This window comes from Mesorhizobium newzealandense (assembly GCF_042682145.1).
GTDB lineage: Bacteria > Pseudomonadota > Alphaproteobacteria > Rhizobiales > Rhizobiaceae > Mesorhizobium > Mesorhizobium newzealandense.
On record NZ_JBHUGZ010000012.1, the window covers coordinates 408,826 to 432,432 of the forward strand.

At 60.0% G+C, this 23,607-nt stretch carries 16 protein-coding genes and 8 pseudogenes; 15 read left to right on the top strand and 9 right to left on the bottom strand.

From position 1 onward, the window contains the following. Window positions 1–2: 2 nt before the first annotated feature. Window positions 3–1,601 carry an ABC transporter substrate-binding protein gene (locus ACFSOZ_RS18480; RefSeq protein WP_379100495.1) on the bottom strand — a complete coding sequence of 533 codons (1,599 nt, stop codon included), beginning with the start codon at window positions 1,599–1,601 and terminating at the stop codon, window positions 3–5. Between the two features lie 968 nt (window positions 1,602–2,569). Between ACFSOZ_RS18480 and ACFSOZ_RS18485 the strand changes: the two are divergent. Further along, window positions 2,570–2,791 (top strand): annotated as a pseudogene (locus tag ACFSOZ_RS18485) (transposase); the annotation flags it as partial. A 152-nt stretch (window positions 2,792–2,943) separates the two neighbouring features. Here ACFSOZ_RS18485 and ACFSOZ_RS18490 read toward each other — a convergent pair. Continuing rightward, the gene (locus ACFSOZ_RS18490; protein WP_379100331.1) at window positions 2,944–4,023 is read right to left on the bottom strand and encodes an IS5 family transposase; all 1,080 of its coding nucleotides are present in this window, start codon (window positions 4,021–4,023) and stop codon (window positions 2,944–2,946) included. Window positions 4,024–4,099: 76 nt separating this feature from the next. On the opposite strand from ACFSOZ_RS18490, the pseudogene ACFSOZ_RS18495 reads away from it, so the two are divergent. Next, a pseudogene (locus ACFSOZ_RS18495) lies at window positions 4,100–4,649 on the top strand (IS3 family transposase); the annotation flags it as partial. Window positions 4,650–4,721: 72 nt separating this feature from the next. Here the strand turns inward: ACFSOZ_RS18495 and ACFSOZ_RS18500 are convergent. From ACFSOZ_RS18500 to ACFSOZ_RS18515, 4 genes and pseudogenes are all read right to left on the bottom strand, one after another. Beyond that, window positions 4,722–4,944 (bottom strand): annotated as a pseudogene (locus ACFSOZ_RS18500) (IS5/IS1182 family transposase); the annotation flags it as partial. Between the two features lie 258 nt (window positions 4,945–5,202). Continuing rightward, window positions 5,203–7,413 carry a N,N-dimethylformamidase beta subunit family domain-containing protein gene (locus ACFSOZ_RS18505; RefSeq protein ID WP_379100333.1) on the bottom strand — a complete coding sequence of 737 codons (2,211 nt, stop codon included), beginning with the start codon at window positions 7,411–7,413 and terminating at the stop codon, window positions 5,203–5,205. A 75-nt stretch (window positions 7,414–7,488) separates the two neighbouring features. Then, window positions 7,489–9,051, bottom strand: coding sequence for a serine hydrolase domain-containing protein (locus tag ACFSOZ_RS18510; RefSeq protein WP_379100335.1), 1,563 nt, complete (start codon window positions 9,049–9,051; stop codon window positions 7,489–7,491). Window positions 9,052–9,366: 315 nt separating this feature from the next. Beyond that, entirely contained in the window at window positions 9,367–10,965 is a 1,599-nt protein-coding gene (locus ACFSOZ_RS18515) for an ABC transporter substrate-binding protein (protein ID WP_379100497.1), read from the bottom strand. A gap of 305 nt (window positions 10,966–11,270) precedes the next feature. On the opposite strand from ACFSOZ_RS18515, the pseudogene ACFSOZ_RS18520 reads away from it, so the two are divergent. From ACFSOZ_RS18520 to ACFSOZ_RS18530, 3 genes and pseudogenes are all read left to right on the top strand, one after another. Continuing rightward, window positions 11,271–12,629 (top strand): annotated as a pseudogene (locus ACFSOZ_RS18520) (IS701 family transposase). A gap of 318 nt (window positions 12,630–12,947) precedes the next feature. Then, window positions 12,948–13,778, top strand: coding sequence for a site-specific integrase (locus ACFSOZ_RS18525; protein ID WP_379100337.1), 831 nt, complete (start codon window positions 12,948–12,950; stop codon window positions 13,776–13,778). Window positions 13,779–13,788: 10 nt separating this feature from the next. Next, a pseudogene (locus tag ACFSOZ_RS18530) lies at window positions 13,789–13,984 on the top strand (transposase zinc-binding domain-containing protein); the annotation flags it as partial. Between the two features lie 28 nt (window positions 13,985–14,012). On the opposite strand, the pseudogene ACFSOZ_RS18535 reads toward ACFSOZ_RS18530, so the two are convergent. Continuing rightward, window positions 14,013–14,174 (bottom strand): annotated as a pseudogene (locus ACFSOZ_RS18535) (phage integrase N-terminal SAM-like domain-containing protein); the annotation flags it as partial. 595 nt (window positions 14,175–14,769) lie between these two features. Here ACFSOZ_RS18535 and ACFSOZ_RS18540 point away from each other — a divergent pair. From ACFSOZ_RS18540 to ACFSOZ_RS38775, 4 genes and pseudogenes are all read left to right on the top strand, one after another. After that, a complete protein-coding gene (locus tag ACFSOZ_RS18540) occupies window positions 14,770–15,501 on the top strand; it encodes a LuxR family transcriptional regulator (RefSeq protein ID WP_379100340.1) in 732 nt (243 codons plus the stop codon). 138 nt (window positions 15,502–15,639) lie between these two features. Beyond that, window positions 15,640–16,077 (top strand): IS66-like element accessory protein TnpA, encoded by a 438-nt coding sequence (tnpA, locus tag ACFSOZ_RS18545; protein ID WP_379100342.1) that lies wholly within the window; start codon window positions 15,640–15,642, stop codon window positions 16,075–16,077. Continuing rightward, entirely contained in the window at window positions 16,074–16,424 is a 351-nt protein-coding gene (gene tnpB / locus ACFSOZ_RS18550; protein ID WP_379100344.1) for an IS66 family insertion sequence element accessory protein TnpB, read from the top strand. The genes tnpA and tnpB overlap by 4 nt, the downstream gene beginning before the upstream one ends. A 72-nt stretch (window positions 16,425–16,496) precedes the next feature. Beyond that, window positions 16,497–16,838: pseudogene (locus ACFSOZ_RS38775) on the top strand (transposase domain-containing protein); the annotation flags it as partial. Window positions 16,839–16,919: 81 nt separating this feature from the next. Here the strand turns inward: ACFSOZ_RS38775 and ACFSOZ_RS38780 are convergent. Next, a pseudogene (locus tag ACFSOZ_RS38780) lies at window positions 16,920–17,519 on the bottom strand (hypothetical protein); the annotation flags it as partial. 265 nt (window positions 17,520–17,784) lie between these two features. Here ACFSOZ_RS38780 and tnpC point away from each other — a divergent pair. Together tnpC and ACFSOZ_RS18565 are read left to right on the top strand one after the other, a co-directional pair. After that, complete coding sequence (tnpC, locus tag ACFSOZ_RS18560; protein WP_379100348.1) at window positions 17,785–19,068, top strand: IS66 family transposase; 1,284 nt, start codon at window positions 17,785–17,787, stop codon at window positions 19,066–19,068. 8 nt (window positions 19,069–19,076) lie between these two features. Further along, window positions 19,077–19,508 (top strand): IS1096 element passenger TnpR family protein, encoded by a 432-nt coding sequence (locus ACFSOZ_RS18565; protein WP_095090355.1) that lies wholly within the window; start codon window positions 19,077–19,079, stop codon window positions 19,506–19,508. A gap of 235 nt (window positions 19,509–19,743) precedes the next feature. Here ACFSOZ_RS18565 and ACFSOZ_RS18570 read toward each other — a convergent pair whose 3' ends face one another. Continuing rightward, window positions 19,744–20,049: a LexA family protein gene (locus ACFSOZ_RS18570; protein WP_245330990.1), complete on the bottom strand. Its 306-nt coding sequence runs from the start codon at window positions 20,047–20,049 to the stop codon at window positions 19,744–19,746. A 45-nt stretch (window positions 20,050–20,094) separates the two neighbouring features. On the opposite strand from ACFSOZ_RS18570, the gene ACFSOZ_RS18575 reads away from it, so the two are divergent. From ACFSOZ_RS18575 to ACFSOZ_RS18590, 4 genes are all read left to right on the top strand, one after another. Further along, complete coding sequence (locus tag ACFSOZ_RS18575) at window positions 20,095–20,238, top strand: hypothetical protein (protein WP_379100349.1); 144 nt, start codon at window positions 20,095–20,097, stop codon at window positions 20,236–20,238. A gap of 802 nt (window positions 20,239–21,040) precedes the next feature. After that, on the top strand, window positions 21,041–22,540 hold the full coding sequence (istA, locus tag ACFSOZ_RS18580; protein WP_379100351.1) for an IS21 family transposase: 1,500 nt from the start codon (window positions 21,041–21,043) through the stop codon (window positions 22,538–22,540). Continuing rightward, the gene (gene istB, locus ACFSOZ_RS18585; protein WP_095090368.1) at window positions 22,533–23,306 is read left to right on the top strand and encodes an IS21-like element helper ATPase IstB; all 774 of its coding nucleotides are present in this window, start codon (window positions 22,533–22,535) and stop codon (window positions 23,304–23,306) included. The genes istA and istB overlap by 8 nt, the downstream gene beginning before the upstream one ends. After that, entirely contained in the window at window positions 23,303–23,551 is a 249-nt protein-coding gene (locus tag ACFSOZ_RS18590; protein WP_379100353.1) for a hypothetical protein, read from the top strand. Before istB ends, ACFSOZ_RS18590 begins: the two co-directional genes overlap by 4 nt. Window positions 23,552–23,607 lie beyond the last annotated feature (56 nt).

Below are 23,607 nucleotides of genomic sequence, written 5' to 3' on the forward strand. Positions count from 1 at the left end.
GCTCAGGCCTTCTGCATGTTCCACATCGCGTTAAGCTGTGGCATCTCTATCAGCCCGGTGAGCGTCTTGCGACGGGCGATTGGCGAGACAGCTTCACCCAGCAGAACGGTGCCGACAAAATTCCAGTATTCTTGTTGCATCTTGCGAGCCAGTGCTTTGCGCTCCTCAAGCGTTTCGCCGTTCGCCCATCTGGCGCGAAGGGCCTCATATTCATCGCTCTTCGGCCAGCCCAACCAACCCTCTTCGCCATTCGCTAGCTGAGTGGGATTGAACATATTGTTGCGATCAAAACCTGACTCGGACGTCATGAATATGCTCCAGCCGCCGTCCTCACCGGGGCCCTTGTTCCTTAACCGAGCGGAAAATGCGGGCCCGTCGAGCGGCGCAAGCTCGGCGTTGACCGCGATCTTGCGCAGCGCCGCCGCCAGTAACTGCATGGCGTTGCTGTTTAACGAATCGTCCGTCGATGAGAGAATCACGACCTTCTCGCCGGCGTATCCCGCCTCCTTGAAGAGCTGTTTGGCCTTTTCCGGGTCGCCACCCTTCTTGAACCACCCGGTATTTTCATCGTTGGAGTAGAGCGTTCCACTCCCGAACGCCGAAGTGATGGTGTTGAAGTATTTTGGGTTCCCGATCATAGCACGCATGAACGCCTCCTGGTCGATGAGGTGAAGCATCGCTTGGCGCGCCTTGACGTTGTCGAACGGCTTCTGCAGACAGTTCATGCGCATGAAATATACATCTCCGGTCTTGTTCAGAACCTGGAGTGCAAGGTTGGGATCACTCTCTATAGCGGGGTAAAGATCGGCCAGTGGGCTTGAGAGCAAATCGACCTCGCCCGACTGCAAGGCTGCTAAAGCTGTCTGCTGATCGGTTATATTATCCCAGATGACGCGATCGACGTTCACGACCTTCCCGCCGGCATATCCATCTGAGGGCTCCTGGCGCGGTACGTATTGTTCATTGCGATCGTAGGTGAAGCTCGCGCCTGGCCTCGCCAGAGGCTCGTTGAACTTGAACGGCCCTGATCCGATATTTGCGGTGACCTGTTCGGTCGCAGGGCGATCTGCGTCCTTCTCGCGCATGATGAACAGGCATGGCGTCGTAAGGTCCGCCAAGATATCAATCAAAACTCCCAACGGCTCCTTGAGCGAGATCGTGAGTGTTTTGTTGTCCTTCTTCGAGATATCATTTGCGCGCGCCATGATCAGCTGTCCGCCAGGATGCACCTGGCCCCAGCGACGGATCGAAGCGACGCAATCTGCCGCAGTGACGGGGGTTCCATCGTGCCAGCTCAAGCCGTCCCGGAGCTCGAACGTGTAAGTCTTCTTGTCATCAGAAACACCCCATTTCCCCACCATTTGCGGCTGCGGCATCAATTTGGAATCAAGCGCAAACAGCGTATCGTAAATCCCAAGGCCATGACTGCCGGTTGCATAAGCTGTCGAAAAGATCGGATCGAAAACGGCGGGCATTTGCATAACCATCCGGACGGTCCGGGCGGCGGTCGCCGCTGTTTGTGCTCGCAGGACTGAAGGGATCGACATGGCCGTTCCGGCGGCCAGGCCTAGCTTAACGAGGTCGCGTCGAGAGATTGTCATGTCCCATTTCCCCTGTGCTTGTTTTAGTGGCGCGGTTATGCGCTTTTCGCTTTGCTTCATCGAATTTCAATCCACTGCGAGCTTACGTCAAATTCAGTCTGTGTATCGCGGTCATCTGGTTTTAAGATGGGGTCGGTCGAGTAGCTAAGCCATTCGGCTTTCGCCCTAACAGATCCGGGCGGGCGGATTTCCCGCACCCGGCTCTTCCCCAGAGTAACCCGCGTCCTGCGCCCAAGTGCGAGTGATGCGAGGATTGGGCAAGGGGAAGCGTGCCGCCAAGATCTCGAACTCCGGCCAGCCCATGCGCCGACTCTTCTGGCTGCGCTGTCTAAGACAGCGCAGCCGACGCACTTCCCGGTAAAGCCCGTTGAGCGCAGAGTAGTTGTGCCCCTGCCGTAGTAGCCGTAGTGTCCACGCAAAACGGCGGCGAACAACACGTGGTGCGTGGCCAGTGGCGCGTGCATGAACCGCGAAGCCTCCTTGCGCAACGCCGCCAGCTTACACGTCAGGCGTTACCCTTCAGTTTTGTGCTTCACGATGAACTGCCGTCCCGGGTCCGTCAACAATAGTGGATGAAGGCCAGAAAGGCGAAGGTCTCGGGCCGCCGCTCGCCACGCCGCTGCCGGAGAGGGTCGCGATCGTTCGCAGAGATCACGGAGGTATCCGCCGGCCGCTCTTCGTTCGCCGCCACCGTTGTCCCATCGACCCCGGCACTCGCCTGTTGCTTCGGTCGCCGAAACGCCGGGTACAGGGCTTCTTCGTCGACATGATGCAGCAGAGAGGTGAACCGGGTTTGAGCGGGCAGCAAGGCAACCCGGCTCTGCGTCCGAACCTTGGCCTCCTCGTGTAGGCTTCCCTCGGGCTGGCCCCTTCCCTCCTCGCGTCTCGTTTCCTTCGACAGCTTCTGACCTGAGACCCTGAAGCTCCTCCAGTTTTGGTAGAGTCCGTCTGATCGAGGAGACGGACGAATGAAGCGTTCACGGTACACGGAACAACAGGTCATAACGATTTTGAAGAAGCAGGAGGCGGGGAAGAGGACCGCTGATGTCTGCCGCAGGCACCGGATCTCGGAAGCAACGGTCTACAAATACAAGGCCAAGTTTGGCGGCATGGACGTTTCCGATGCGCGCAAGCTGAAGCCTCTGGAGGAAGAGAATGCCAAGCTGAAGAAGCTGCTGACCGAGCAGATGGGCACCTCGAACTACGGCATTTCCGAGACCTGTGGGGCGGCAAAGCGGTTCGGCCCGGGCTGATGGCGGGAAGTGGCTTCGGTTTTGGTCGTTGAGGTTGATGCTGGGTGCCGAGTTTGGCGTCGCGGCGGCGTTTTCCGCCGCTTTTGGCGTCATGCAGGCGCAGTTCGCCCCTGGTGCCAGACGTAGCGCATCAGATTGTAGGCGAGGTTCGTCATGCCGATCTTGGTCCTGGCGCGGGCGATGCCGATCGTGCGGATGAAGAGTTTCATCTGCGCCTTCTGACGGGCGAAGACGTGCTCGACGAAGGCTCGGGTCTTTGAGCGCCGGCCGTTGGCCCGCGACGTCGCTTCGCTCATAGGCCGGCCCTTCGGCTTCTTGTGGTGGATTTCGGAGACATATCCGTTCCGGTCGAGCCACTCCTCGTTCTTCTTCGAGCGATAGGCGGTGTCGGCCCAGACCGTAGACCCGGTGTTGGCGCGGTTGAGCACGTTGCGAAGCTGCGCGCCGTCATAGGCGGATGCGCTCGTGACGTTCCAGCCGCGGATGAAGCCGTGCCGGCGGTCGATGGCGGCATGGTTCTTGTAGCCGAAAGCGGGAATGGCGATGTCGCGCTGCTGCGCCTTTCCCTCCTCGGCGACCTTGGCCTTGGAGAACTTCACCGTCCAGCGGGCATCGCGATCCTTCTGGCGCAGCTTGGCCGGCTTCTCCTTCCATGCGTCCGGCACCTTGCCCGCCTTGATGTCGGCCTTCTCGGCGTCGGTGTTGCGCTGCTTCGGCGCCGCCACGATGGTGGCGTCGACGATCTGCCCGCCCATCGCCAGATAGCCGGCCTTGGCGAGGTGCTTGTCGAAGCGGGCAAACAGGTTCTCCACCGCGCAGGCCTGCGTCAGATGCTCGCGAAACAGCCAAATCGTCTTGGCGTCTGGCACTCTGTCGCCGAGCCCCAGTCCGAGGAAGCGCATGAAGGACAGCCGGTCCTGGATCTGGAACTCGGCCTGGTCGTCGGACAGCCCGTAGAGCGCCTGCAGCACCATGATCTTGAACATCATCACCGGGTCGTAGGCAGGACGACCGCCCTTGGCGCCGTCCGAGCGCTTCAGCACCTTGGCCAAAGGCTTGCGGAAAACCTCCCACGGCACAACGGCGTTCAACTTCTCCAGGGGATCGCCGGCTTCGCTTAGCCGAGCATAGCGCTCATCGATATCCCAGAACCCGGCCTGTCCCCGCATCCAATCCCTCCTTCCAAATCGCAACGGCAGTGAATCACAAACCGGTCAAAATGGGGAGGTTTTTCGAGACCTCCAGATGCTGGACAACGCCATCCTGAAGGATGTCGCCGGGAAAAATGGTGACGCCCGATGCCAAGCGATGCGCTGTGGCCCACGCCTGCGATCAGCATGGGGTGAGCCAGCGTCGGGCGTGCAAGACTCTTTTCGTCGATCGCTCAAGCGTTCGCTACAAAAGCATCCGGCCGGATGATGCGGTCTTTCGAACCGTGATGAAGACGGTGGCGGCGGAGCGGCGGCGCTTCGGCTACCGGCGCATCCACATCATGCTTGAACGGCAAGGGATGGTAGTGAACCAAAAGAAGCCGCGGCGGCTTTACCGGGCTGCAGGTTCGCGTGGCGGCCGCAAGCAGGCCTTGGGAACGAGAAGGCCGGTGATCGCGCCGGACCGGATGAACGAGCGCTGGTCGCTCGACATTGTCAGCGATGCCTTCACGGACGGCTGGCGGTTCCGGGTTCTGGCTATCGTAGACGACTTCACGCGGGAATGCCTGGCGCTGGTCGCGGACACGTCGCTGTCAGGTGCCCGCGTGGCCCGGGAACTGGACGCAATCGGCATTAGCAACGGAATCACTTTGGTGGTAGCGCCCATACTCCTACCTAACAAAGGACCAAAGTTCTTATTGAGCCACCCCTCAATGCGCCAGGATCTTGGCCGTCATGCCGCCCTTGGAGCGACCAATGGCCTGGCTCTGAGGCCCCTTTTTGCACCCTGGCCGTGGCGATGGACTTTGACGATGGTCGCGTCGACCATGGCGTATTCCATGTCCGGTTCGTCCGAGCATGCCTTAATGAAAACATCGGCTTGACCCAACCGCGGTATCGCGTGAAGACGCTGTTCCACTTGCCGAAGAAGGCCTCCGGAAAACCCGGCGCGGTTCAATGCGCCATCACCCCTTGTCACCATTGCAGATCGAAACGCAGTTGAGGCAGCCGGTAAGTCCCACAGCGAACCTGCACGCAGGCGACCCGAGAGATCTAGACGCGACCAGTCGAACGGATCTGTTTTCCCATTGCTGCGATCGACGAACCATCAACCACATTTCAAGATTGTCCTGCTTGCGTTGAAAATTCCTCACGGTGCGTCTACCCGACGTCTGGCTGAAGCCCTACGCCTCCACATCAGCCGGACGCTGCGCTGAACCGGCGCACAACATTCTCGAGAACGCGCGAAACCGGTCCTTCGAAGCCGTTCCGCCACAGGCTGCCGCAGAAAGTGATTGATCCGACGGAATAGACCGCTCCGCCGTTGGGCTTATCGAAATAGATCATCTCAGCCCGCAACTGCAGCTCATTGGGCAAAACCTTCTGTGGCGGATCTCCCTCAATTGTGCCCCGACGCACAATGTGCTCTTCTGGAACCAGCACGAAAGAAGCAGGCTCATCTTCCGATCGGGCGAGGACAATGGCATTTTCCGGCGTCCCTAGCTCAGGATCCGTGCAATCGAGCTCGTAGCCTGCGGCACCACCGCCCGAGAGGCCGTAATCGCCGAAAACGTCTTCCTCCACCCCTTCGAAGATCCAGGCATGGACCGGATCGCGCGATGCCGGCAGACGGCGAAAATGCGTGCCCTCGAATGCACCCTGCCCCACGAAGCCGATTCCGACAAGCATCTGCGGCGGGCGGCGGTTGCGCCTCCACAGGCCGCCTAACTGGCCGTCGAGCGCATGAAAATATTCGCCCGGCTCCGCGGCCCACACGCGCATGCCGCCCTCAGCGCGCCTAAGTTCGAAGATATGCGGCGTCTTCTTCTCGCGTGCGATGCGCCAATAGAAGCCGTTGCCACCGAGATAGGCCAGCCTCCCGCCGTTCTCCGTATACTCCTGCAAAGCATCGAGCGTTCCAAGTGTGTGATATTCAGGATGCGAGCCCGTCAGCACAGCGCGGTAGGGCGTAAGAAGCGCATCGCCCTCGTCGTCGAGATCCTCGTCCGTCACAATATCAAATGGAAAGCCTTTAGCCTCGAGCCAGGCGAGGATGTGCGTATCGGCAGGGTAGTGCCGCAACCCTGAACCACGCTGATCGTTGATCGAAACGAACCCTGGCCGCATCGTCAGGATAGGGCGATGGCGCGAAGTGAAGGCGACGCCGCTCCCGTCACGATGAAGATTGTAGGTCGACCCTCCATACTCCGGATGCTGATCCGGATTGTGCGGATAGGCACTCCATTGCCGGACACGCTCGTGATAAGCGGCGTCGGCCCCGCCGCGTCGATCGTTGGCATAGGCCTGATAGGTGAACGTCGGAGCAAGAAAGGCGATCGGCGCGAACGGCCCCTCTCGCTTTGGGAGGACGTAGAACGGCAGCCAGTCCTCACCGTCACGGCAGGTGAGGTGAAACGCATAGGCGCCGCTGGGCATGTTCTCTGGAACGGCCCACGTGAAATCAGCCTGCCACTGGCAATCGTCGAGGTCGTCGTCGTGGAAATGGATGGCGGCATAATCGCGCGGTGCGTTTCGCCAGCACACTTCTCGCCCGCTCCATTTAGCGCCGACCACCGCGCGCATCGGCTGGTTGACAAGCCGCCCGTGATGTTTCCCGGGCCCTACATCAACGACGCTTGAACTGTCGATCCCTTGCGAGAAGTCCCAGGCGGCGAGCACTTCGCCACCCAGCCGTTCCACCTCCGCCGAAGGATTGGCGAAGGCTTCGACGCAGCCGCGCAGAATCGCCGGATCCTCGAGCTTGCCCGTGAAATGGCGTTGCGGCGCCAACTCGCGCTCGGCCGCGAAGAGGACTGTGCCTGAAGAAGGCAGGCTCACCCCTGAGGCATGCCCATTGACCTTAACAGGTTCGCCTTTGTTGAGCAGCTGCTGCCCCAGCACCACGCGTCCGGAAGCTGGGTCAACAGCGAGCCAGAGGCGATACCAAGCTTTCGGTTTGAGTGGCACCTTCGTTGCAAGCTCAAGCGACCCTCCCGGCCATGCGATTGAAGCCTCGGCGCCAGACGGGCCGATGGAAAGAACTACGGCGTGGTCGCCGGCCTCCTCGGCCAAAACAGCAGCCGAAGGATCGAGAACGCCCGGCTGTACCAGCAGCGTCCAGGTGCAGGCCGCGCTCGGATCCCTTGCGGGTCCGGTCTCAATGATGCCATGAGAGCCGAGCCTGACCTCCTGCCGGCGCCCCTCGTGGCTTTGGTCGAGAAGATGCGACAAGTCCTCGAAGCGCATTCCTGGGCCCTTCGGATTCGGATCGGCGCTGACAACACGCATGAGGCGCGCGCGATAGGGACCAGGCTCCCGGGTGCTCACATACGCGACGAACGCCTCTCCCGGACGGTGGGAAAAGCGATCGAGATAACCGGTGATCGGGACTTCGGCTAGGATTCTCACAGCTGCTATCTTTCTTATTCGGCGACGTGGTCGAAGCGTTCAGCCGTTGCGCATACAATCGGTTTTGCGTGCTGCTTAGACGTGCGTGAAGCGCAGTTTTTTTAGGCGACTCGCGTTTATCTCGAAACCGTCTGCGGTGACGCTCAGCGTCGCATTCCAAGTCAGACCGGGGCCAATGTCGGTGTCTGGCTGGAGCAGGAACCAGAGATCGTTGTCAGCGGCTACGATAGGCGCGTTCATCGCACCGAGATCGGAGCGCAGCCGGAACATTCCGCGTTGTGCGTCGCCCTCGATCTCGACCTCGATGCCCTGCGCCGTGTTGGCGTAGCGTCCGGCGAGCGGGGCGGCGGCCCTGGCGTTCGGGTTCAAGGGTGCGTAGACTGTCGGCGTGCCGCAGAACGTGCCGTCGATCTTGCCGTCCGGCCGTGGACTGAGAACCAGGTCGGTAATCCCGCTCTCGGGCTTGGCGCCGCCTGGATTGCCGAAATCGAAACGGGTCCCAACACCGTACCTAAGGAAGGTCGGCACGCCGTTCTTGGCGATGATCTCGAACACGTCTGGGCCGCCTTCCTGCCGGTAGCGGCCGGAAGCAAGTTCGATCGACGCTGGCAAAGCGTTGTCGAAATAGATGTCGGCAATACGGCGGGCGAGGGCGAAGGCGGCGACCTGATCGTTGTTGGCGATGATGACGACGCCGAGCCCATCGTCGACGAAGCGCATCGATTCAGATTCGCCGCCGGCAACCGAACCGCCGTGGCCGACCGCGCGGCGACCGCGATAAACGTCCGTCACCAACCCTAGCCCGTAAAAGCCGGTCGCGCCATTGTCGAAAACGCAAGGCGTTGCCATGCGTCGATACATTTCCGCCGTGCCTACCTTGGGCTCGATCAGGTTATGCTGCCAGACCACCATGTCGTCAAGCGTCGAAACTATGCCGCCTCCGCCGCCATATTCCATCCCCCAGCCCAAATGGGCCCAGCCCTCGGCGCGCTTGGTATAGTGCGCGGCCAGCCGTTTCATTACCGAGCCGTCGCGCAACATGAGCGAGGTGTCGTACATGCCGAGCGGACCAGTGATGCGTTTGCGTAGTATCTCGTTGAAGGTCGCGCCCTCGATCTGCTCGATGATTTCGAACAACATGAAGAACCCGGAATTCGAATACATCATGGCACTGCCGGGCTTGAAGTTAAGCGCGTCCTGCCTGGCGACAACATCACGGGCAGCTTGGCGGCCTGACGGCGCGAAGAGCGACAGGCCGCCAAAGATCATGCCCTGCAGATAGTCACGGTAGCCGCTGATATTGGAGGCAAGTTGCCCGAGAGTGACCGGATATTCGAGCCGGGGCACATAGGGCAGGTGCTTCTGGACCTCGTCCTCGAGGCTGAGCTTGCCTTCTGCCTCCAGCATCAGGATCAGCAACACCGTGAACTGCTTGCTCTGCGAACCGATGCGGATGATGGCCTTACGCCCCATCGGGACGTCGTCGTTGATGTTCGCCAGACCATATGCATTGGCGAAAATCTCGCGACCATTCTCGGTCACCGCCACGACAGCGCCAGGCATTTCCGGCCCGCTAAACTCGTTGAACAATGCGTCGATGCCCTTGGCTAAATCGGCGAGAGAGCAAGTACTAGTCATGAACGTCATTCCTAGGTGATGATACTGGTTGATATAGCGGCGCCCCACGGCAGTCACATGTGTGCGTCAACTGTCACACTATGTGCTAGCCACTAGCTTCCATAGAAAGCCACGTGCTTCAAACCCCGAGCATAGCGATTCAATTGTGTAGTTGTCTCATGGCTATCAATATTATCTCAAGATGACGTCGGCGACCGCTGATGGCGGCCCGGGTCATCTGGCACAAGCCTGAGAGCAGGAAGACGAAAATCCCGACCATCGCCAAACGGCGATGGTCAATAGGATTCTGCGGAGGACGTAATCAGCTATTCACGCTCAGGCCTTCTGCATGTTCCACATCGCAGTTCCCTCCGGCATACCAATCACGCCAGTGAGCGTCTTGCGGCGGGCGATTGGCGAGACAGCTTCACCCAGCAGAACGGTGCCCACGAAATTCCAATGTTCCTGTTGGATCTTGCGGGCCAGCGCCTGGCGTTCTTCGACCGTTTCGACATCCGCCCATTTGGCGCGAAGAGCTTCATATTCATCGCTCTTGGGCCAGCCAAACCAACCCTCTTCACCATTCGCGCTTAGTACGGGGCTGCCGAGCGGATTGCTGAAATAAAAATCGGAAGCGCTCGTCGAGAATATGCTCCAGCCGCCGTTCTCAACGGGGCCCTTGTTCCTCAAGCGGGCGGAAAATCCGGCGTCGTCGCTCGGCGCAAGCTCGGCATTAACCCCAATCTTGCGCAGCGTGGCCGCCAGTAATTGCATGGCATTGTTGTCAAACGATTCGGCCGTCGGTTGGAGAAGGACGACCTTCTCGCCTCCGTATCTCGCCTCCTTGAAGAGCTGCTTGGCTTTTTCCGGGTCGCCACCCTTCTTGTACCACCCCGTGTTTTCGTCGTTGGAATAGGGCGTATGGCTTCCGAACAAAGAAGTGACTGCACTGATGTATTCTGGGGGGAAGGTGGTACGCATGAATGCCTCCTGATCTATCAGGTGAAGCATCGCTTGGCGCGCTTTGACGTTGTCGAACGGCTTCTGCAGGCAGTTCATGCGAATGAAATATACAGTGCCCCCCTTGTCCAGAACCTCGAGATCAAGGCTGGGATCGCTTTTGATCGCCGGGTAAAGATCGGCGGGCGGGTCTAAGAGGAAATCGACCTCGCCCGCCTGCAAGGCCGCAAAAGCAGTCTGCTGATCGGAAATATTGTCCCAGATGACGCGATCGACGTTAACGACCTTCCCGCCGGCAAATCCGTCTGCTCGCTCCTGGCGTGGTACATACTCTTCATTGCGATCGTAGGTGAAGCTCGCGCCCGGCTTGGCAAGAGCATGGTTAAACTTGAACGGCCCCGATCCGATATTTGCGTTGACCTGTTCGGTTGCAGGGCGATCTGCGTCCTTCTCACGCATGACGAACGGGACCGGCCCAGCGGTTTTCGCCAGCAGATCAATTACAAGCCCCAGCGGCTCCTTGAGCGCGATAGTGAAGGTTTTGTCGTCCTTCTTCGAGATATCCCTGGCCCGCGCCATGATCAGTTGCCCGCCGGGATCCACCTGGCCCCAGCGACGGATCGAGGCGACGCAATCAGCCGCGGTGACGGGAGTACCATCGTGCCAAGCCAAGCCATCCCGGAGCTCGAACGTGTATGTCTTCTTGTCGTCAGAAACACCCCACTTCCCTACCATTTGCGGCTGCGGCATCAATTTTGAATCAAGCGCAAATAACGTATCGTAAATCGCCAGGCTATGGTTGGCGGTTATGGTCCTCGTTGAAACGATCGGATCGAAGTCGGTGAGGTCACCCATAACCATCCGGACGGTCCGGGCGGCGGTCGCTGCTGTTTGTGCTCGCAGGACAGAAGGGGTCGACATGGCCGTTCCGGCGGCTAAGCCTAGCTTAACGAGGTCGCGTCGAGAGATTGTCATGTTCCATTTCCCCTGTTCTTGTTTTAGTGGCGCGGTTATGCGCTTTTTGCTTTGCGTCATCGAATTTCAATCCACTGCGAGCTTACGTCAAATTCAGTCTGTGTATCGCGGTCATCTGGTTTTAAGATGGGGTCGGTCGAGTAGCCAAGCCATTCGGCTTTCGCCCTAACCGATCCGGGCGGCGGATTTCCCGCACCCGGCTCTTCCCGAGAGTAACGGCGGGCTCGTCAATTCGTAGATCGCCGGCCGCATCGGCCTAACATTACAGTTGCGAGTTTTATCGATCTCTGAATCTATGGGTTTCCATGATTCGGAGGTCATGGATGACAGGTGCATCGATCGAGGCGACGCTTGAACTTTGGGCGTCTTCAATGCGGGACGTGAAGGCGCGGATGCGGTCGCTGTTCACGCAGGAGCGGGTGGCGGTTTCGGCGGAACTTTTTCTGGACGGTCTGCTCGGGGATGAGCGCCGCAAGACCGGTTGGATGCGGGCCGAGGCGGCCGGGGATCCCGGTCCGTGGCGTCAGCAGGCCATCCTGGGCCGCGGCCGCTGGGATGCCGATGCGGTGCTGGTCATTGATGAGACTGGCTTCCTCAAGCAGGGCAAGGCGTCGTGCGGGGTGGCGCGTCAATACACCGGATCGGCCGGCAAGATCACCAATTGCCAGATCGGCGTCTTTGCGTCCTATGTCTCGCGCCACGGCCACGCGTTCATCGACCGGGCGCTCTATCTGCCGAAGGCCTGGACTGATGATCGGGACCGTATGGCCAGGGCCCATGTCCCGGACACGGTCGGCTTTCTGACCAAGCCGGCACTGGCGCTCGCCATGATTGAGCGCGCCATCGCGTCGAATGTGCCATTTTCCTGGGTGGCCGCCGACAGCGTCTACGGCGTGGGCGACATTGAAATGGCGCTTAAACGGGCCGCAAAGGGTTATGTGCTGGGCGTGAACGCCAATCATCCCTTTCGCTCATGGGACAAACCGCTGGCTGTCGCCGGGACGGCGAAGGACATCGCCGAAGCCTTTCCTGAGGATGCTTGGCGACGCCTGTCGGCAGGCGATGGAACCAAAGGCGCACGGCTGCATGATTGGGCCTATCTCGAACTGGCCGATCTCGATGCCAATGATTTTGATGCGACATTCCCTGGCATCTGGACACGCGGGCTGTTGATCCGCCGCAACATCGCCGACGGCGATCTCGCCTTCTTCTCGACCTGGTGTCCGATCGGCACATCCATCGAAACGCTGGTGACGGTGGAAGGGCATCGCTGGGCGATCGAGGACAGCTTCGAGACCGCCAAGAACGAACTCGGCCTCGACCACAACGAGACCCGCTCCTGGCATGGCTGGCATCGCCATGTCTCGCTGGTCATGCTCGCTTTCGCCATGATGGCCGTCATTCGCCATCGTGCCAACGCCGCGCCACCCCCAAAAACGATGTGGCCCTCAAGGCGCAAGATCGGCAATTGATCCGTTGGTCGATCCAGGAAATCCGCCGCATCGCCACCCGCCTCGCACGGGCGCGCATCGAACCTTCATACATCATCGCCTGGTCGCTCTGGCGACGAGCACACCAGGCCGCTGCACGACGAGCACACCTCAAATCAAAATCGCAACTGTAATGCTTCTGTAATGGGCCTTCGTTCGTCAAGTCCCCTCTGAACGATATCTCGTCGCCAGGATCATGCTTCTGTCCGTGGTCAGCGCGAAGGCCGCCACACTATGCCATCAGATCCAGAGCTGACAGGTCAATCTAGGAAGCGTGGTTTGCCGAAGCATTCACAGCACTACACACGACCTTGCCAGGGGACTTTCACCCCCAAGCGGTTGAACATGCTGGGCACACAACTAAACCGCTGCCGCGGTAGCTGATGCGCGGGTCTGGCCTGAGGAGGCCCCTGTCTGAGAAGATTTGGTGTCGAGCCAACCTTCCAGACAGGAGAACCCCAGATGGCCTAGATAAGCCCTCTGCGTCAGCGGATGATTGAAGATCTGACGATCCGCAATTTGTCACCGGAGACCCAGCGATCCTACGTGCATCACGTGGCGAAGTTCAGTCGATTTTTTGGACGATCACCCGATCAACTGGGATACGAAGAGGTGCGCGCCTATCAGGCCCACTTGGTGGGCCGAGGGGTCTCGTGGGGCGCGTTGAACCAGACCGTTTGCGCCTTGCGTTTCTTCTACGGCGTGACGCTGGGTCGATCTGATCTGCCTGAGCGGATCGCTTACGCCCGGACGCCGCGCAAGTTGCCGGTCGTGCTGAGCGCCGATGAGGTGGTCGGCTTTCTGCAGGCCGTGAAGGGGACGAGGAACCGGGTCGCTCTGATGACCACCTATGCGGTGGGCTTACGCGCCGCGGAGGCGGCGCGTCCGCAGGTGACGGACATCGATAGCAGCCGGATGATCATTCGCATCGAGCAGGGCAAGGGCGGCAAGGACCGCTATGTGATGCTGTCGCCGCAGTTGCTGGAGATTTTGCGCGTCTATTGGCGGTTGACCAAGCCGGGGCGATGGCTGTTTCCTCGGCGCGATGGCCGCGGCCCGATCCACCCACAGACCTTGGGGATCGCCTGTCGAGCAGCCTGCGAGTTCCTGGGCGTTGAGAAGCGGGTGACGGTGCACACCCTTCGCCACAGCTTCGCCACGCACCTTTTGGAAGCCGGCACGGACATAAGGATCATTCAGGTGCTGCTGGGCCATCGCAGCCTGGCGACGACGACACTATACGCCCAGGTCTCAACGGCTGTGATCGGCCGGACCGCCAGTCCTTTTGACCAACTCCACATGGAGATCACGCCGCCCGGCTGAGCCGCGCGCCATGCGCCCGGATCTGGAAGTGGCGGATGTATTCCACCGTCACTGGGCTGATTATCGCCGCGACCATGCCGGCCATCTCGGGCGTGTCGAGCGCCGGGTCATGGCCGCGGTGGAGGCGTGCCGGACCGCGGCCCTGGGCGGTCACGCCGAACACTGCACCAACTGCGGTCTCGTGCGGCAAAGCCTATAACTCCTGCCTTATGGGCAGATCCAGTAATGGGCAGCTTCGGCGGCTCCCCAGTCCCTTTCGAGCGTCATCGAACCGGACGCCAGCTTCTTCTCGTTGGTCAGATAGACCTGATAGGCCCGAATGTCCTCGCGCCCGAGCACGTCCGGCGACTTGCCGAAGTGGCGGGCGAACAGCGACACCTGTTGCAGATGGGAGAGCGATCGGGCGCAGACGTCCCGAAACGAACCCGCCGACCTCAACCCGGAAACCCCCGCCCTTGCATCACGACGGATCACCGCCGGCGCCCAACCCTCAATGACTGAAGAGCCATCGAGCCATCTCCTCTCGACGCAACGACGTCATACGGGCATTCTTGTGGATGTTCATTCGGACCCTCCGATGAGTGCTGAAGCTTGGTAACTCCAGTCTCCTCGGTCCGGTCCGAATGGACAACCTATCGAAAGCTCACATCTGACGTGATTATTAATGAAAGTGAGGAATATTCATAATCTAAACGGGTTCATTTTAGTCATGTTTAGCTTATGCAAAAGCTGGTTAAGCATAAATTTAACTTAAAATAACCTTTATTTTCGCAGCGGCATGGTAAAGATTTGCCGATACCGGCGGCGCGCGGAGCCCTGGCTTACAGCCGGAAAGACTGTGCGCTAGTGACAATATCCGGTCCAAATGGGTGCGGAGAAGAGACTTGGACCCCCCGCGGATCACTATGGGCTCTCAAGGTCGAGGGCTGGCAACCAAAGCCAGTTTTCATTGATCCCATCTATTCATTTCTCGAAGGCAGCCAGGGAAGCGATGGGGGCCGAGTTCGACCGATTTCTCAAACAGGTTGAAAGTGTTGCTCAATCCGAGCAGGTGTTCAACATATTATCTGCTTTTGCCTTGCATTTTGAGTGCCCGTGGATTGCCTATGGCTCTCTTACACCCGACCAACAATTCTTGAGGCCGGTCCGACGCGATCCGGGGACCATGCTAAATTATCCCGATGAATGGCAGGAGCGCTGTTTCGAAATGGGTTATGACCGGATGGATCCGCTCGTCAAGAAGAGTCGAAAGCGGGCAGGCGCCTTTCGATGGAGCGAGGTGTACAAAGACGCAAGCACGAGTGAAGATGAACGGCGCGTTTTCGACGAGGCTGCGACGTTCGGCTTAAGGTCAGGCATTAGCGTTCCATTGCACGGCCCCGGCGGCAGATTTGCGATCATGAGCTTTGCTCAAGCCTCGGACTGCGAATTCCAAAATAGAACAATCACATACTTGCAATTTGCCGCGTTACATTTCCATTTGAGGGTAGTGAAATTCGCGAATTCGAATGGCAGCGAGGAAGCTCGTGAGCTTTCTCCAAGAGAAAAGGAATGTATTCTGTGGACGGCGAGAGGGAAATCGTCGTGGGAAATGGGAAAAATTTTAGGAATTTCAGTAAACACTGTCAATTTCCATATAAAAAACGTGATGCGAAAAATGAATACTGCTAGCAGAACGGTCGCTGCTATAAGAGCTGTAAATCTCGGAATAATCGAATTGTGAGAAGCCGCTGACCTGCCACTGAGTTTTCATCCAGCGGCGATTAGCCCGTCTTATGCACTGCTCCGATACCATTCTTTGGACGTAAGCGGTGCGCCAAGGCACCTTGCAATAGGCCGATAAACATGGAGCTTTCGCGCCATGACATTGGAACATGCAAGGGGCGATTTGGTCGCCGAGTTAAGTGGTGCGGCGGCGGCCGAAGACCGTGCAACGACGCCCGGGCGCGCGCGGCAACGAAGGCTGTGGAGTTGCACAGAGAAGCGCGCGTTGGTCGACCTGGCGAGCGCGGCGGGGTCGTCGGTGACCGAGGTCGCGCAGGCTTTCGGCGTAGCCCCATCACAGCTCTATGCCTGGCGCAAGCAGATGGCCGGCGGCGAGCCTGATTCCGATCAGGCGATGGCGACCTTCGCGCGGATCGAGGTGAACGATCTGCCCGAGGTCGAACGCCCCGTCGCCGATTGCCCGGACCCGGCCGGCAGGATCGTCGTGGCCTTTCCGAGCGGCGCGCGATTGCGGATCGACGGGATCGTCGATCCGACAGCACTGCGCATCGTTCTGGCGGAGTTGACCAGGTGATCACGGTGGTGCCGACCGACCGGATTTACTTGTGCTGCGGCGCGACCGATATGCGCCGCGGGATCAACAGCCTGGCGCGGATGGTGCAGCAGGTGCTTGCGCTCAATCCGCACACTGGCGCGATCTTCTGCTTCCGTGGACGCAAGGGTCATATCATCAAGATTCTGGCGCATGACGACCAGGGGTTCTGCCTTTTTACAAAACGGCTTTCCGAGGGTTGTTTCGCCTGGCCAACCACGAAGGATCAGGTCACCGTGTCGCTCACCAAGGCGCAGCTTTCGCTGCTTTTGGACGGGATCGATTGGCGCCGGCCAAGCAAGATTTATCGACCGCGTCTGGCTGGCTGATTTTGCTCGTTTCTTATTGATTCTGTGTCGATTCTGCTTCCGTAAAGAAGCTCTTTCGGGTATGTAATTTGGGTGTCGGAACAGGCCCCCTCAATCGCTGATTTCCTCGCCCGGATCGCCCTTCTGGAGGCGGCCGTTTCTGCCCGTGACATCACCATCGCCGAACGCGATGAGCAACTGCGAAGGGAGCGCGCCGAGGCCGCACTTCGCATCCAGCGCCTGCAGCTGCAGATCGCTCGCTTCAATCGCAAGGCCTTCGGCCGCTCGTCCGAGAAGCTGGGCCAGATGCTGCTCGAACTCGAAGATCTCGAGACAGATTTCGCCGTCGGCGTGCCCGATATCGAGCTGCCCATCGTCGCCGACACCGACAAGGTCCGGGTGTTGCCGGTGCGCAAGCTCAACCCGAACCTGCCGCGAAACAGGATCGTTCGCGAACCCTCTTGCGCATGCTGTCCGGGCTGCGGCGGCATCATTGTGCCGCTGCCACCAATGCAACGTGGACCGAGGTATTCCAAAACGTCTCTCAAGACGCGTCGACCCTGCAACCGGGCCAGCCCACTCCGCAATGCGCGCGCTTTCTCTCGAGCAATCTTTCAGAACCGGATGCCCGTGGGGATGATCGGCTGGCCGGGGTCGCGAAGCGATCTCACACGCCTGGGCGTCTAGCCGTCGCGCCGCTTCGGCCTCAACCCTACCAAGAAATTCGGCGGCCACGGCGGTCAAATCGTTGGAGGCAGAACCCGAAGGCACAACAGCAGCCTTTTCACCCTGTCTCGCCTCATCGCATTGGGCAAGAATTCGCTGCACCTCCCTCATGACAAAGCTTGAAAGCTCGGTCTGGCGCTTTTCATTCCCGGACATATGCGGTTTTCCCGATAGCATTCCCTCAGCAAACCGCCGAAAGAGCGTTGGATACATTGAAGTTTGGAGGACAGCGATGTGTTGCGTATTTCGTATGCTCGCGGACCCGCAGCCGTTTTGTGGCTCCAACCTGTGCCTCCCAAAAAAAGGGAGACCGTCTATGGACGAGCTGTCTTTGCCCCCACGATCGAAATAGACGCACATTGCATGAAATAGAAGCGCATCACAGCGCATACTTCGCGGCGTGACGCTACTCGCAACACTGATTTGCGCAAGTTCAAAGCGTTACCTGTCAGCGCCATATAATTTTGGTGTCGCTTCTATGTAACTACTTATACGTGTTACTTGGACAAATCGAACGTGCTGCACATTTGCGCGAACTGTACATTCAACGTCAGCTTTCAACCTCGTATTTACTGATGGTATAGATGCTTCACCGTTGCCGCATGTAATTACTCACGCCCTTGTCAGGGGCAAGAATCCCTGAATCTATGGGGATATGGATCGCACTGATTTGCAGCGTCTGACGAAGGAAGAGTTGATCGATCTGGTGCTGCGGATACAGCGGCCAGAGAAGACATCGCGCACGTCGTCCAAGCCACCTTCGAGCGATCGCAAGGCGCGTCGGGACAGGGCAAAGCCTGGCGGCGCTAAGGCGGGTCATAAAGGTCACAGCCGCGCCATGAGTGAGGATGCCGATCGCATCATCGATCATCATCCCGACCAATGTCTTTGCTGCCGCGCCAGCCTGTCGAGCGATCTTGCTGCCGAAACCGTCAGCGAGCACGACAAGATTGAGCTTCCCGCGATCAGGCCTTTGATTGAGCGCCATCGGCGTCTGGCAGTCCGATGCCCGTCCTGCGGCACGCTGGTCGTCGCGGCTGTGCCAGATGCGGCGAAGGGGACGCCGTTCGGGCCACGCGTGCACGCCGTAGCGACCTATCTCAAGACTTTCCAGGCCCTGTCCTACGAGCGGCTGCAGGGCGCGTTCGCGAACCTTTTCGGTCTCAACATTAGCCAGGGCGGACTGATGAACATGTTGCGCCGTGCGCAGGGCGCGTTCGCGGCCGAGTGCGACAAGGCCGTCGCGGCGTTGCGCCGGGCCAAGGTCATCGCCTCCGATGAGACCGGCGTGCGGATCGAAGGAAGCAACGCCTACCACTGGGTGTTTCGCTGCGCCGAAGCGGTTGTTCATCAAGCGGCGCCAACGCGCGGCGCTGTCGTGGTCCGGACCCTGATGGACGGCCATCGGCCCGACGTCTGGTGTTCCGATCGCTATGCCGCACAACAAGGTCACGCAAATGCGCATCAGACCTGCGTGGCGCATCTCGCCCGCGACGTCGCCTATGCGGACGAGGCAAGTGAGGACATGCTGCCCTCACGGCTCAAACGTTGGCTGCAAAGGGCCTTCGCCCTAGCCGACGGTATGGAAACCTTCGCCGCCTCGACCATCGCCGGCAAGCGTCGCGCCCTGGAGCGAAGTCTGGACGATATCTTCGCCACCACAACGTCGTGCGATCTGGCCCGCGACATCCAAAACAAGTTCAGGCGAGCTCGTGATCAACTTTTGACCTTTGCCCAATGGCCAGGAATGGTCGACGCGACGAACAACGCCTGCGAACGGGCGCTGAGACCCGCCGTCGTTCAACGGAAGATCACCAACGGCTATCGCGCCATGTGGGCCGCCCAGGGCGAAGCCGACATTCGAACCGTCGTCGACACGGCTCGTCTCGCGCCAGGCACGAACTCCTTCAAAATCATCCTTCAAACCGTCAGCGCCTGAAATCTGCGATGACTGAGCCCGCGACCTTGATCTTCCGAGCCTCTCTTCGGGCACGGCTTTGTCGGGACATCGAGGTGTCGAGTTCGAGCACGCTGGCGGATCTGGCCGAAGCCATCGTAGCGGCATTTGGCTTCGACTTGGACCACGCCTACGGCTTCTATTCAAAGCTGACGGGAAAGCTGTTCGACTCGCCCCTGCGGTTCGAACTCTTCGCCGACATAGAGGGGAGCGGCTCTCGCAGCGTGAAGGGCACGCGCGTCAGCACAGCCTTCCAGAAGGTGGGCTCGGCAATGACCTTCTTGTACGACTACGGTGACGAGTGGCGCTTCCGCGTTGAACTTATTGGAACAGGGCAGGCGCAGCCCGATGCCAATTACCCGAGGATCGTCAGCAAGATCGGCAAGGCTCCCCCGCAGTACCCGGACATCGACGACGAGTGACGACGCACCGTGCCGCATCGAAAGGGTGGGTAATTACTGCCGCAGGCATTGGCCCAGTGCACGGCACATCTTCATGACAAGGGTTGAAAGCCCGCCCTTGGGCGTTTCTTTTCTGTTTCTTAAGCTGTTTTTCTGCAAAATCGCGCAGCGCGGGTGATAGGCTCCTCACCGTGCCTCCTAACGTCACGCTGTCACGCGGCTGCGCGACGGCCATTGAACGCCACTGCGCCTCGATCTAGTACCTCTGCACAGAGGTTATGACGGGTTGAACCGGCTGAAGTTTGGGTAGGATGTCGTGGTCGACGAGCAGTTGGATGCTGCGCGCGACACCTGGTTGCCTGCGGATGAGGCCGGAGCGTTCGAGGGTTAGCACCATCTGGTGGACGGACGGCGGGGTGACACCGAAATAGCGTTGCATGTCGCGTTCGGCCGGCGGCTGGCGGTTGATCTGCATATAAGCCCAGATGAAGGCGAGGTACTGGCCCTGTTTTTCGGTGAAGCTGGGACCCGCAGGCGTTTGCCCGTCAAGTAATTGATTCAATTTTCGATTCATCCGGAACCCTTGGCAACCGAGGAGGCTTTCTGGATGAATCTACGCTATCGTGTCGATCTCGACCAACCCGAACGCGATGAACTCACAGCGATGCTGGCAGGCGGCAAGCAGCCGGCTCGCAAGCTCAAGCGGGCGCAGATCCTGCTCGTGTCGATGGCGGTTGAGAACCGCGTATAGATGGCGCCGAGAGGGAATTGATGCGGAATTCGGCTCGGAGTGGTGCTGAATGACGCTGATGATCTGATTTGGTTGGGGATGAGAGCGCGGGATGCGCCGACAGGAGCCCGGAGGGCGACTGAGGCGCATCCCGCGCTGCGTCCGCGCATGCTACATGTGCGGAGCGCCGCAATCAGACATCGACCCACTACCACGTAAACTCGATGTCCTATCCCAACGGCCCGTGTGAGGGGACTTGCAGGTCCCCGGGCACTGATGCCGACTGGTTCACGGTATGCGCCAGCATAATGGCATTGGCGCATTCCGTCGAGCTTTTCCCCGCAATCCCGACGGCGTTCCGAGAGGTTCGCCGCCGCAATGCAAACCGGTCGTTTCTTTCTCTGCGCACGGTGCCGCTCACAGGTCTTGCTTTGCCGGCATTGCGATCGGGGTCAGCGCTTCTGTGGTTCTGACTGCGCCCATGAAGCCCGCCGTGACAGTCTGCGTGCGGCGGGGCTGCGCTACCAGAACACCCGCCGGGGCCGCTTTGCCCACGCCGACCGCTCCCGCCGATATCGCCAGCGCTGCAAAAACAACGTGACGCATCAGTCTCCACCTTGTCTGCCGGATGGTTCACGACTGAACGCGCCCCTGATCGACGGCACCGTCGCACTGGACGACGTCACCGCTGAAGCGGTGCCATCGATCCCTCCGGCTCCGTGCTGCCGGCGCTGCAGTTGTCGGCTGCCGCCGTTCTTTCGCGGCGGCTTCGTGCGTCGCCGAGGGGCCTATGTCCGTCAACACGACTAGGGAGACCCAACCGATGACCATATCCGCCGAGAAGGAAGCGATGATCCTGCGCCTGTACCACGTTGAGAGGTGGCGCTGTGGAACGATCGCAACGCAATTGCATTGCCACCATACGACGGTCTTCCGGGTTCTGAAGGAGGCCGGTCTGCCCCGCCACAGGCCGGTGATACGTCCCGCCGAGGTCGACGAGTATCTGCCGTTCGTCCAGCGGACGCTTGAGACATATCCAGACCTGACCGCCAGCCGCCTGTACGGGATGGTGCAGGAGCGCGGCTACAAGGGCTCGTCCTCCCACTTCCGGCATATGATCGCGCTCCACCGTCCGCGCAAGGCTGCGGAAGCGTTCCTGCGTCTGCGCACCCTGCCGGGCGAGCAAGGCCAGGTCGACTGGGCGCATTTTGGTCACATCGAAATCGGCAAGGCTCGCCGCCCGCTGATGGCCTTCGTCATGGTGTTGTCCTACTCGCGCGACATCTATCTGCGCTTCTTTCTTGATGCCCGCATGGAAAACTTCCTGCGCGGCCACGCCGGTGCGTTCAACGCCTGGAATGGTTTGCCCAGGGTGCTGCTCTATGACAACCTTAAGAGCGCTGTGCTTGAGCGTCACGGCGATGCCATCCGGTTCCATCCGACACTTCTGGCCTTCGCGGGCCATTATCGCTTCGAGCCCCGTCCCGTCGCCGTGGCGCGGGGCAACGAAAAGGGCCGCGTCGAGCGCGCCATTCGCCACATCCGGGAAGCCTTCTTCATCGCCCGCAAGTTCAAGGACCTCGACGATCTGAATGCCCAGGCCGAACAATGGTGCCGCAACCAGGCCGCCGACCGGCCATGCCCCGAGGACCGGACGATGACGGTTCGTCAGGTGTTTGCGCAGGAGCAGCCCATGCTTCTGCCATTGCCCACCAACCCGTACCCCATCGAGGAGCAGATCGCCGCGAAGGTCGGAAAGACACCCTATGTCCGCTTCGACCTGAACGATTACTCGGTTCCCCATACTCATGTCCGGCGCACGCTCACCGTGCGCGCCGATCTCGCCCAGGTCCGGATATTCGATGCCGCCACGATGATCGCCAGCCACCGCCGCAGCTACGACCGGGGCCAGCAGATCGAAGACCCCCGGCACCTCAAGGCGCTCGTCGCCGTCAAGCGCGAAGCGCGCCAGCATCGGGGCCTCAACAGTTTGACGCGCGCCGTGCCGGCCTGCCAGAAACTGATGATCCACGCCGCCGAGCGCGGCGCCAATATCGGCGCGATCACCAATGCCATGCTCAAACTGCTCGACCTCTACGGCGCCACCGAACTCCAGGCCGCCGTCGAAGATGCCTTGCAGGCCGGGGCCTCTCATTCGAGATCGGTTCACGTCGCGCTCGAACGCCGCCGGATCGCGCGTGGCGCTCCACCGCCGGTCGAAACAAGGCTGCCGGAGCATGTCCGCAAAAAGGATACGGTCGTACAGCCCCACAAGCTCGACCGTTACGATCAACTCACTTCCGCAGGCAACGACGATGAATAATCCCGGCATCCTGTTCAACCGCGCCAGGGCGCTGCGCCTCAATGGCCTGATCGCCCACTGGGACGAAATCGCCGACGCGCCGTGGCTGGCCGCCGTGCTTCAATGGGAGGAAGAAGAGCGCTCCGACCGCTCATTGCGGCGACGCATGCGCGCCGCCAGGCTTGGCCACTTCAGGCAACTGGCCGATTACGACTGGAAATGGCCGCGTCGTATCGATCGCGCCGCCATCGAGGAACTGATGACGCTGTCCTTCGTCAAGGAGGCCGCCAACATCGTCCTTATCGGCCCTAACGGCGTCGGCAAGTCCACGCTCGCTCTTAACGTCGCCTACCAGGCGCTGGTCGCCGGCCATTCGGTCCTCTTCCGCACCGCCAGCGAAATGCTCGGCGAGCTCGCCGCCATCGACAGCGATTCCATGCTCCGCCGAAAGCTGCAGTACTATGCGGCGCCCGATATCCTGGTCATCGACGAGGTCGGATATCTCTCCTATTCCAACCGTCATGCCGATCTGCTGTTCGATCTCATCAGCCGCCGATACGAGAAACGCTCGACCATCGTCACCACCAACAAGCCCTTCGCGCAATGGTCGGAGGTCTTCCCCAATGCCGCCTGCGTCGTCAGTCTGGTCGATCGCCTTTTGCACCATTGTGAGGTCATTCCCATCGAAGGCGATTCTTACCGCTTCAAGGAAGCCTCCGAGCGCTCGAAGGCGCAGCGTCAACAACGCACCAGCCACGCCGCTGACGAAAAGGAGCCTGCAGCATGACCGGAAATCCTCATCAGCCGTCCGGTCTCGGGCGTGGAATCCAGTTCATCGTCAATGCCGAATGGACACCCGAGCAAGCAGCCGCCGTCTTCGAACTCCTCGACGATCTGCGAGACTGCATCTGGAGCCGTTATGCTCCCCACATCCAGGAGTTTGTCCGTCACCAACAAGCCCCTGACGATCAGCACCCTTCCAGCGACGAGCAGACAGGGCAAAAGCCCCATCCTCTCGATCCCTCCTGGTAAAAAATACAAAGCGGCCCCATCGGGCCGCTTTCTCCTCCACAATCCTCGGCACCATT

Bases quoted from the DNA above. Each gene is read 5' to 3' on its own strand.
- istA (WP_379100351.1), top strand. From the start codon at position 21,041: ATGACCATATCCGCCGAGAAGGAAGCGATGATCCTGCGCCTGTACCAC.
- ACFSOZ_RS18510 (WP_379100335.1), bottom strand. From the start codon at position 9,051: ATGACTAGTACTTGCTCTCTCGCCGATTTAGCCAAGGGCATCGACGCA.
- ACFSOZ_RS18540 (WP_379100340.1), top strand. From the start codon at position 14,770: ATGGGGGCCGAGTTCGACCGATTTCTCAAACAGGTTGAAAGTGTTGCT.
- ACFSOZ_RS18490 (WP_379100331.1), bottom strand. From the start codon at position 4,023: ATGCGGGGACAGGCCGGGTTCTGGGATATCGATGAGCGCTATGCTCGG.
- ACFSOZ_RS18565 (WP_095090355.1), top strand. From the start codon at position 19,077: ATGACTGAGCCCGCGACCTTGATCTTCCGAGCCTCTCTTCGGGCACGG.
- tnpC (WP_379100348.1), top strand. From the start codon at position 17,785: ATGGATCGCACTGATTTGCAGCGTCTGACGAAGGAAGAGTTGATCGAT.
- ACFSOZ_RS18590 (WP_379100353.1), top strand. From the start codon at position 23,303: ATGACCGGAAATCCTCATCAGCCGTCCGGTCTCGGGCGTGGAATCCAG.
- istB (WP_095090368.1), top strand. From the start codon at position 22,533: ATGAATAATCCCGGCATCCTGTTCAACCGCGCCAGGGCGCTGCGCCTC.
- ACFSOZ_RS18480 (WP_379100495.1), bottom strand. From the start codon at position 1,601: ATGACAATCTCTCGACGCGACCTCGTTAAGCTAGGCCTGGCCGCCGGA.
- tnpA (WP_379100342.1), top strand. From the start codon at position 15,640: ATGACATTGGAACATGCAAGGGGCGATTTGGTCGCCGAGTTAAGTGGT.
- ACFSOZ_RS18515 (WP_379100497.1), bottom strand. From the start codon at position 10,965: ATGACAATCTCTCGACGCGACCTCGTTAAGCTAGGCTTAGCCGCCGGA.
- ACFSOZ_RS18575 (WP_379100349.1), top strand. From the start codon at position 20,095: ATGAATCTACGCTATCGTGTCGATCTCGACCAACCCGAACGCGATGAA.
- ACFSOZ_RS18525 (WP_379100337.1), top strand. From the start codon at position 12,948: ATGATTGAAGATCTGACGATCCGCAATTTGTCACCGGAGACCCAGCGA.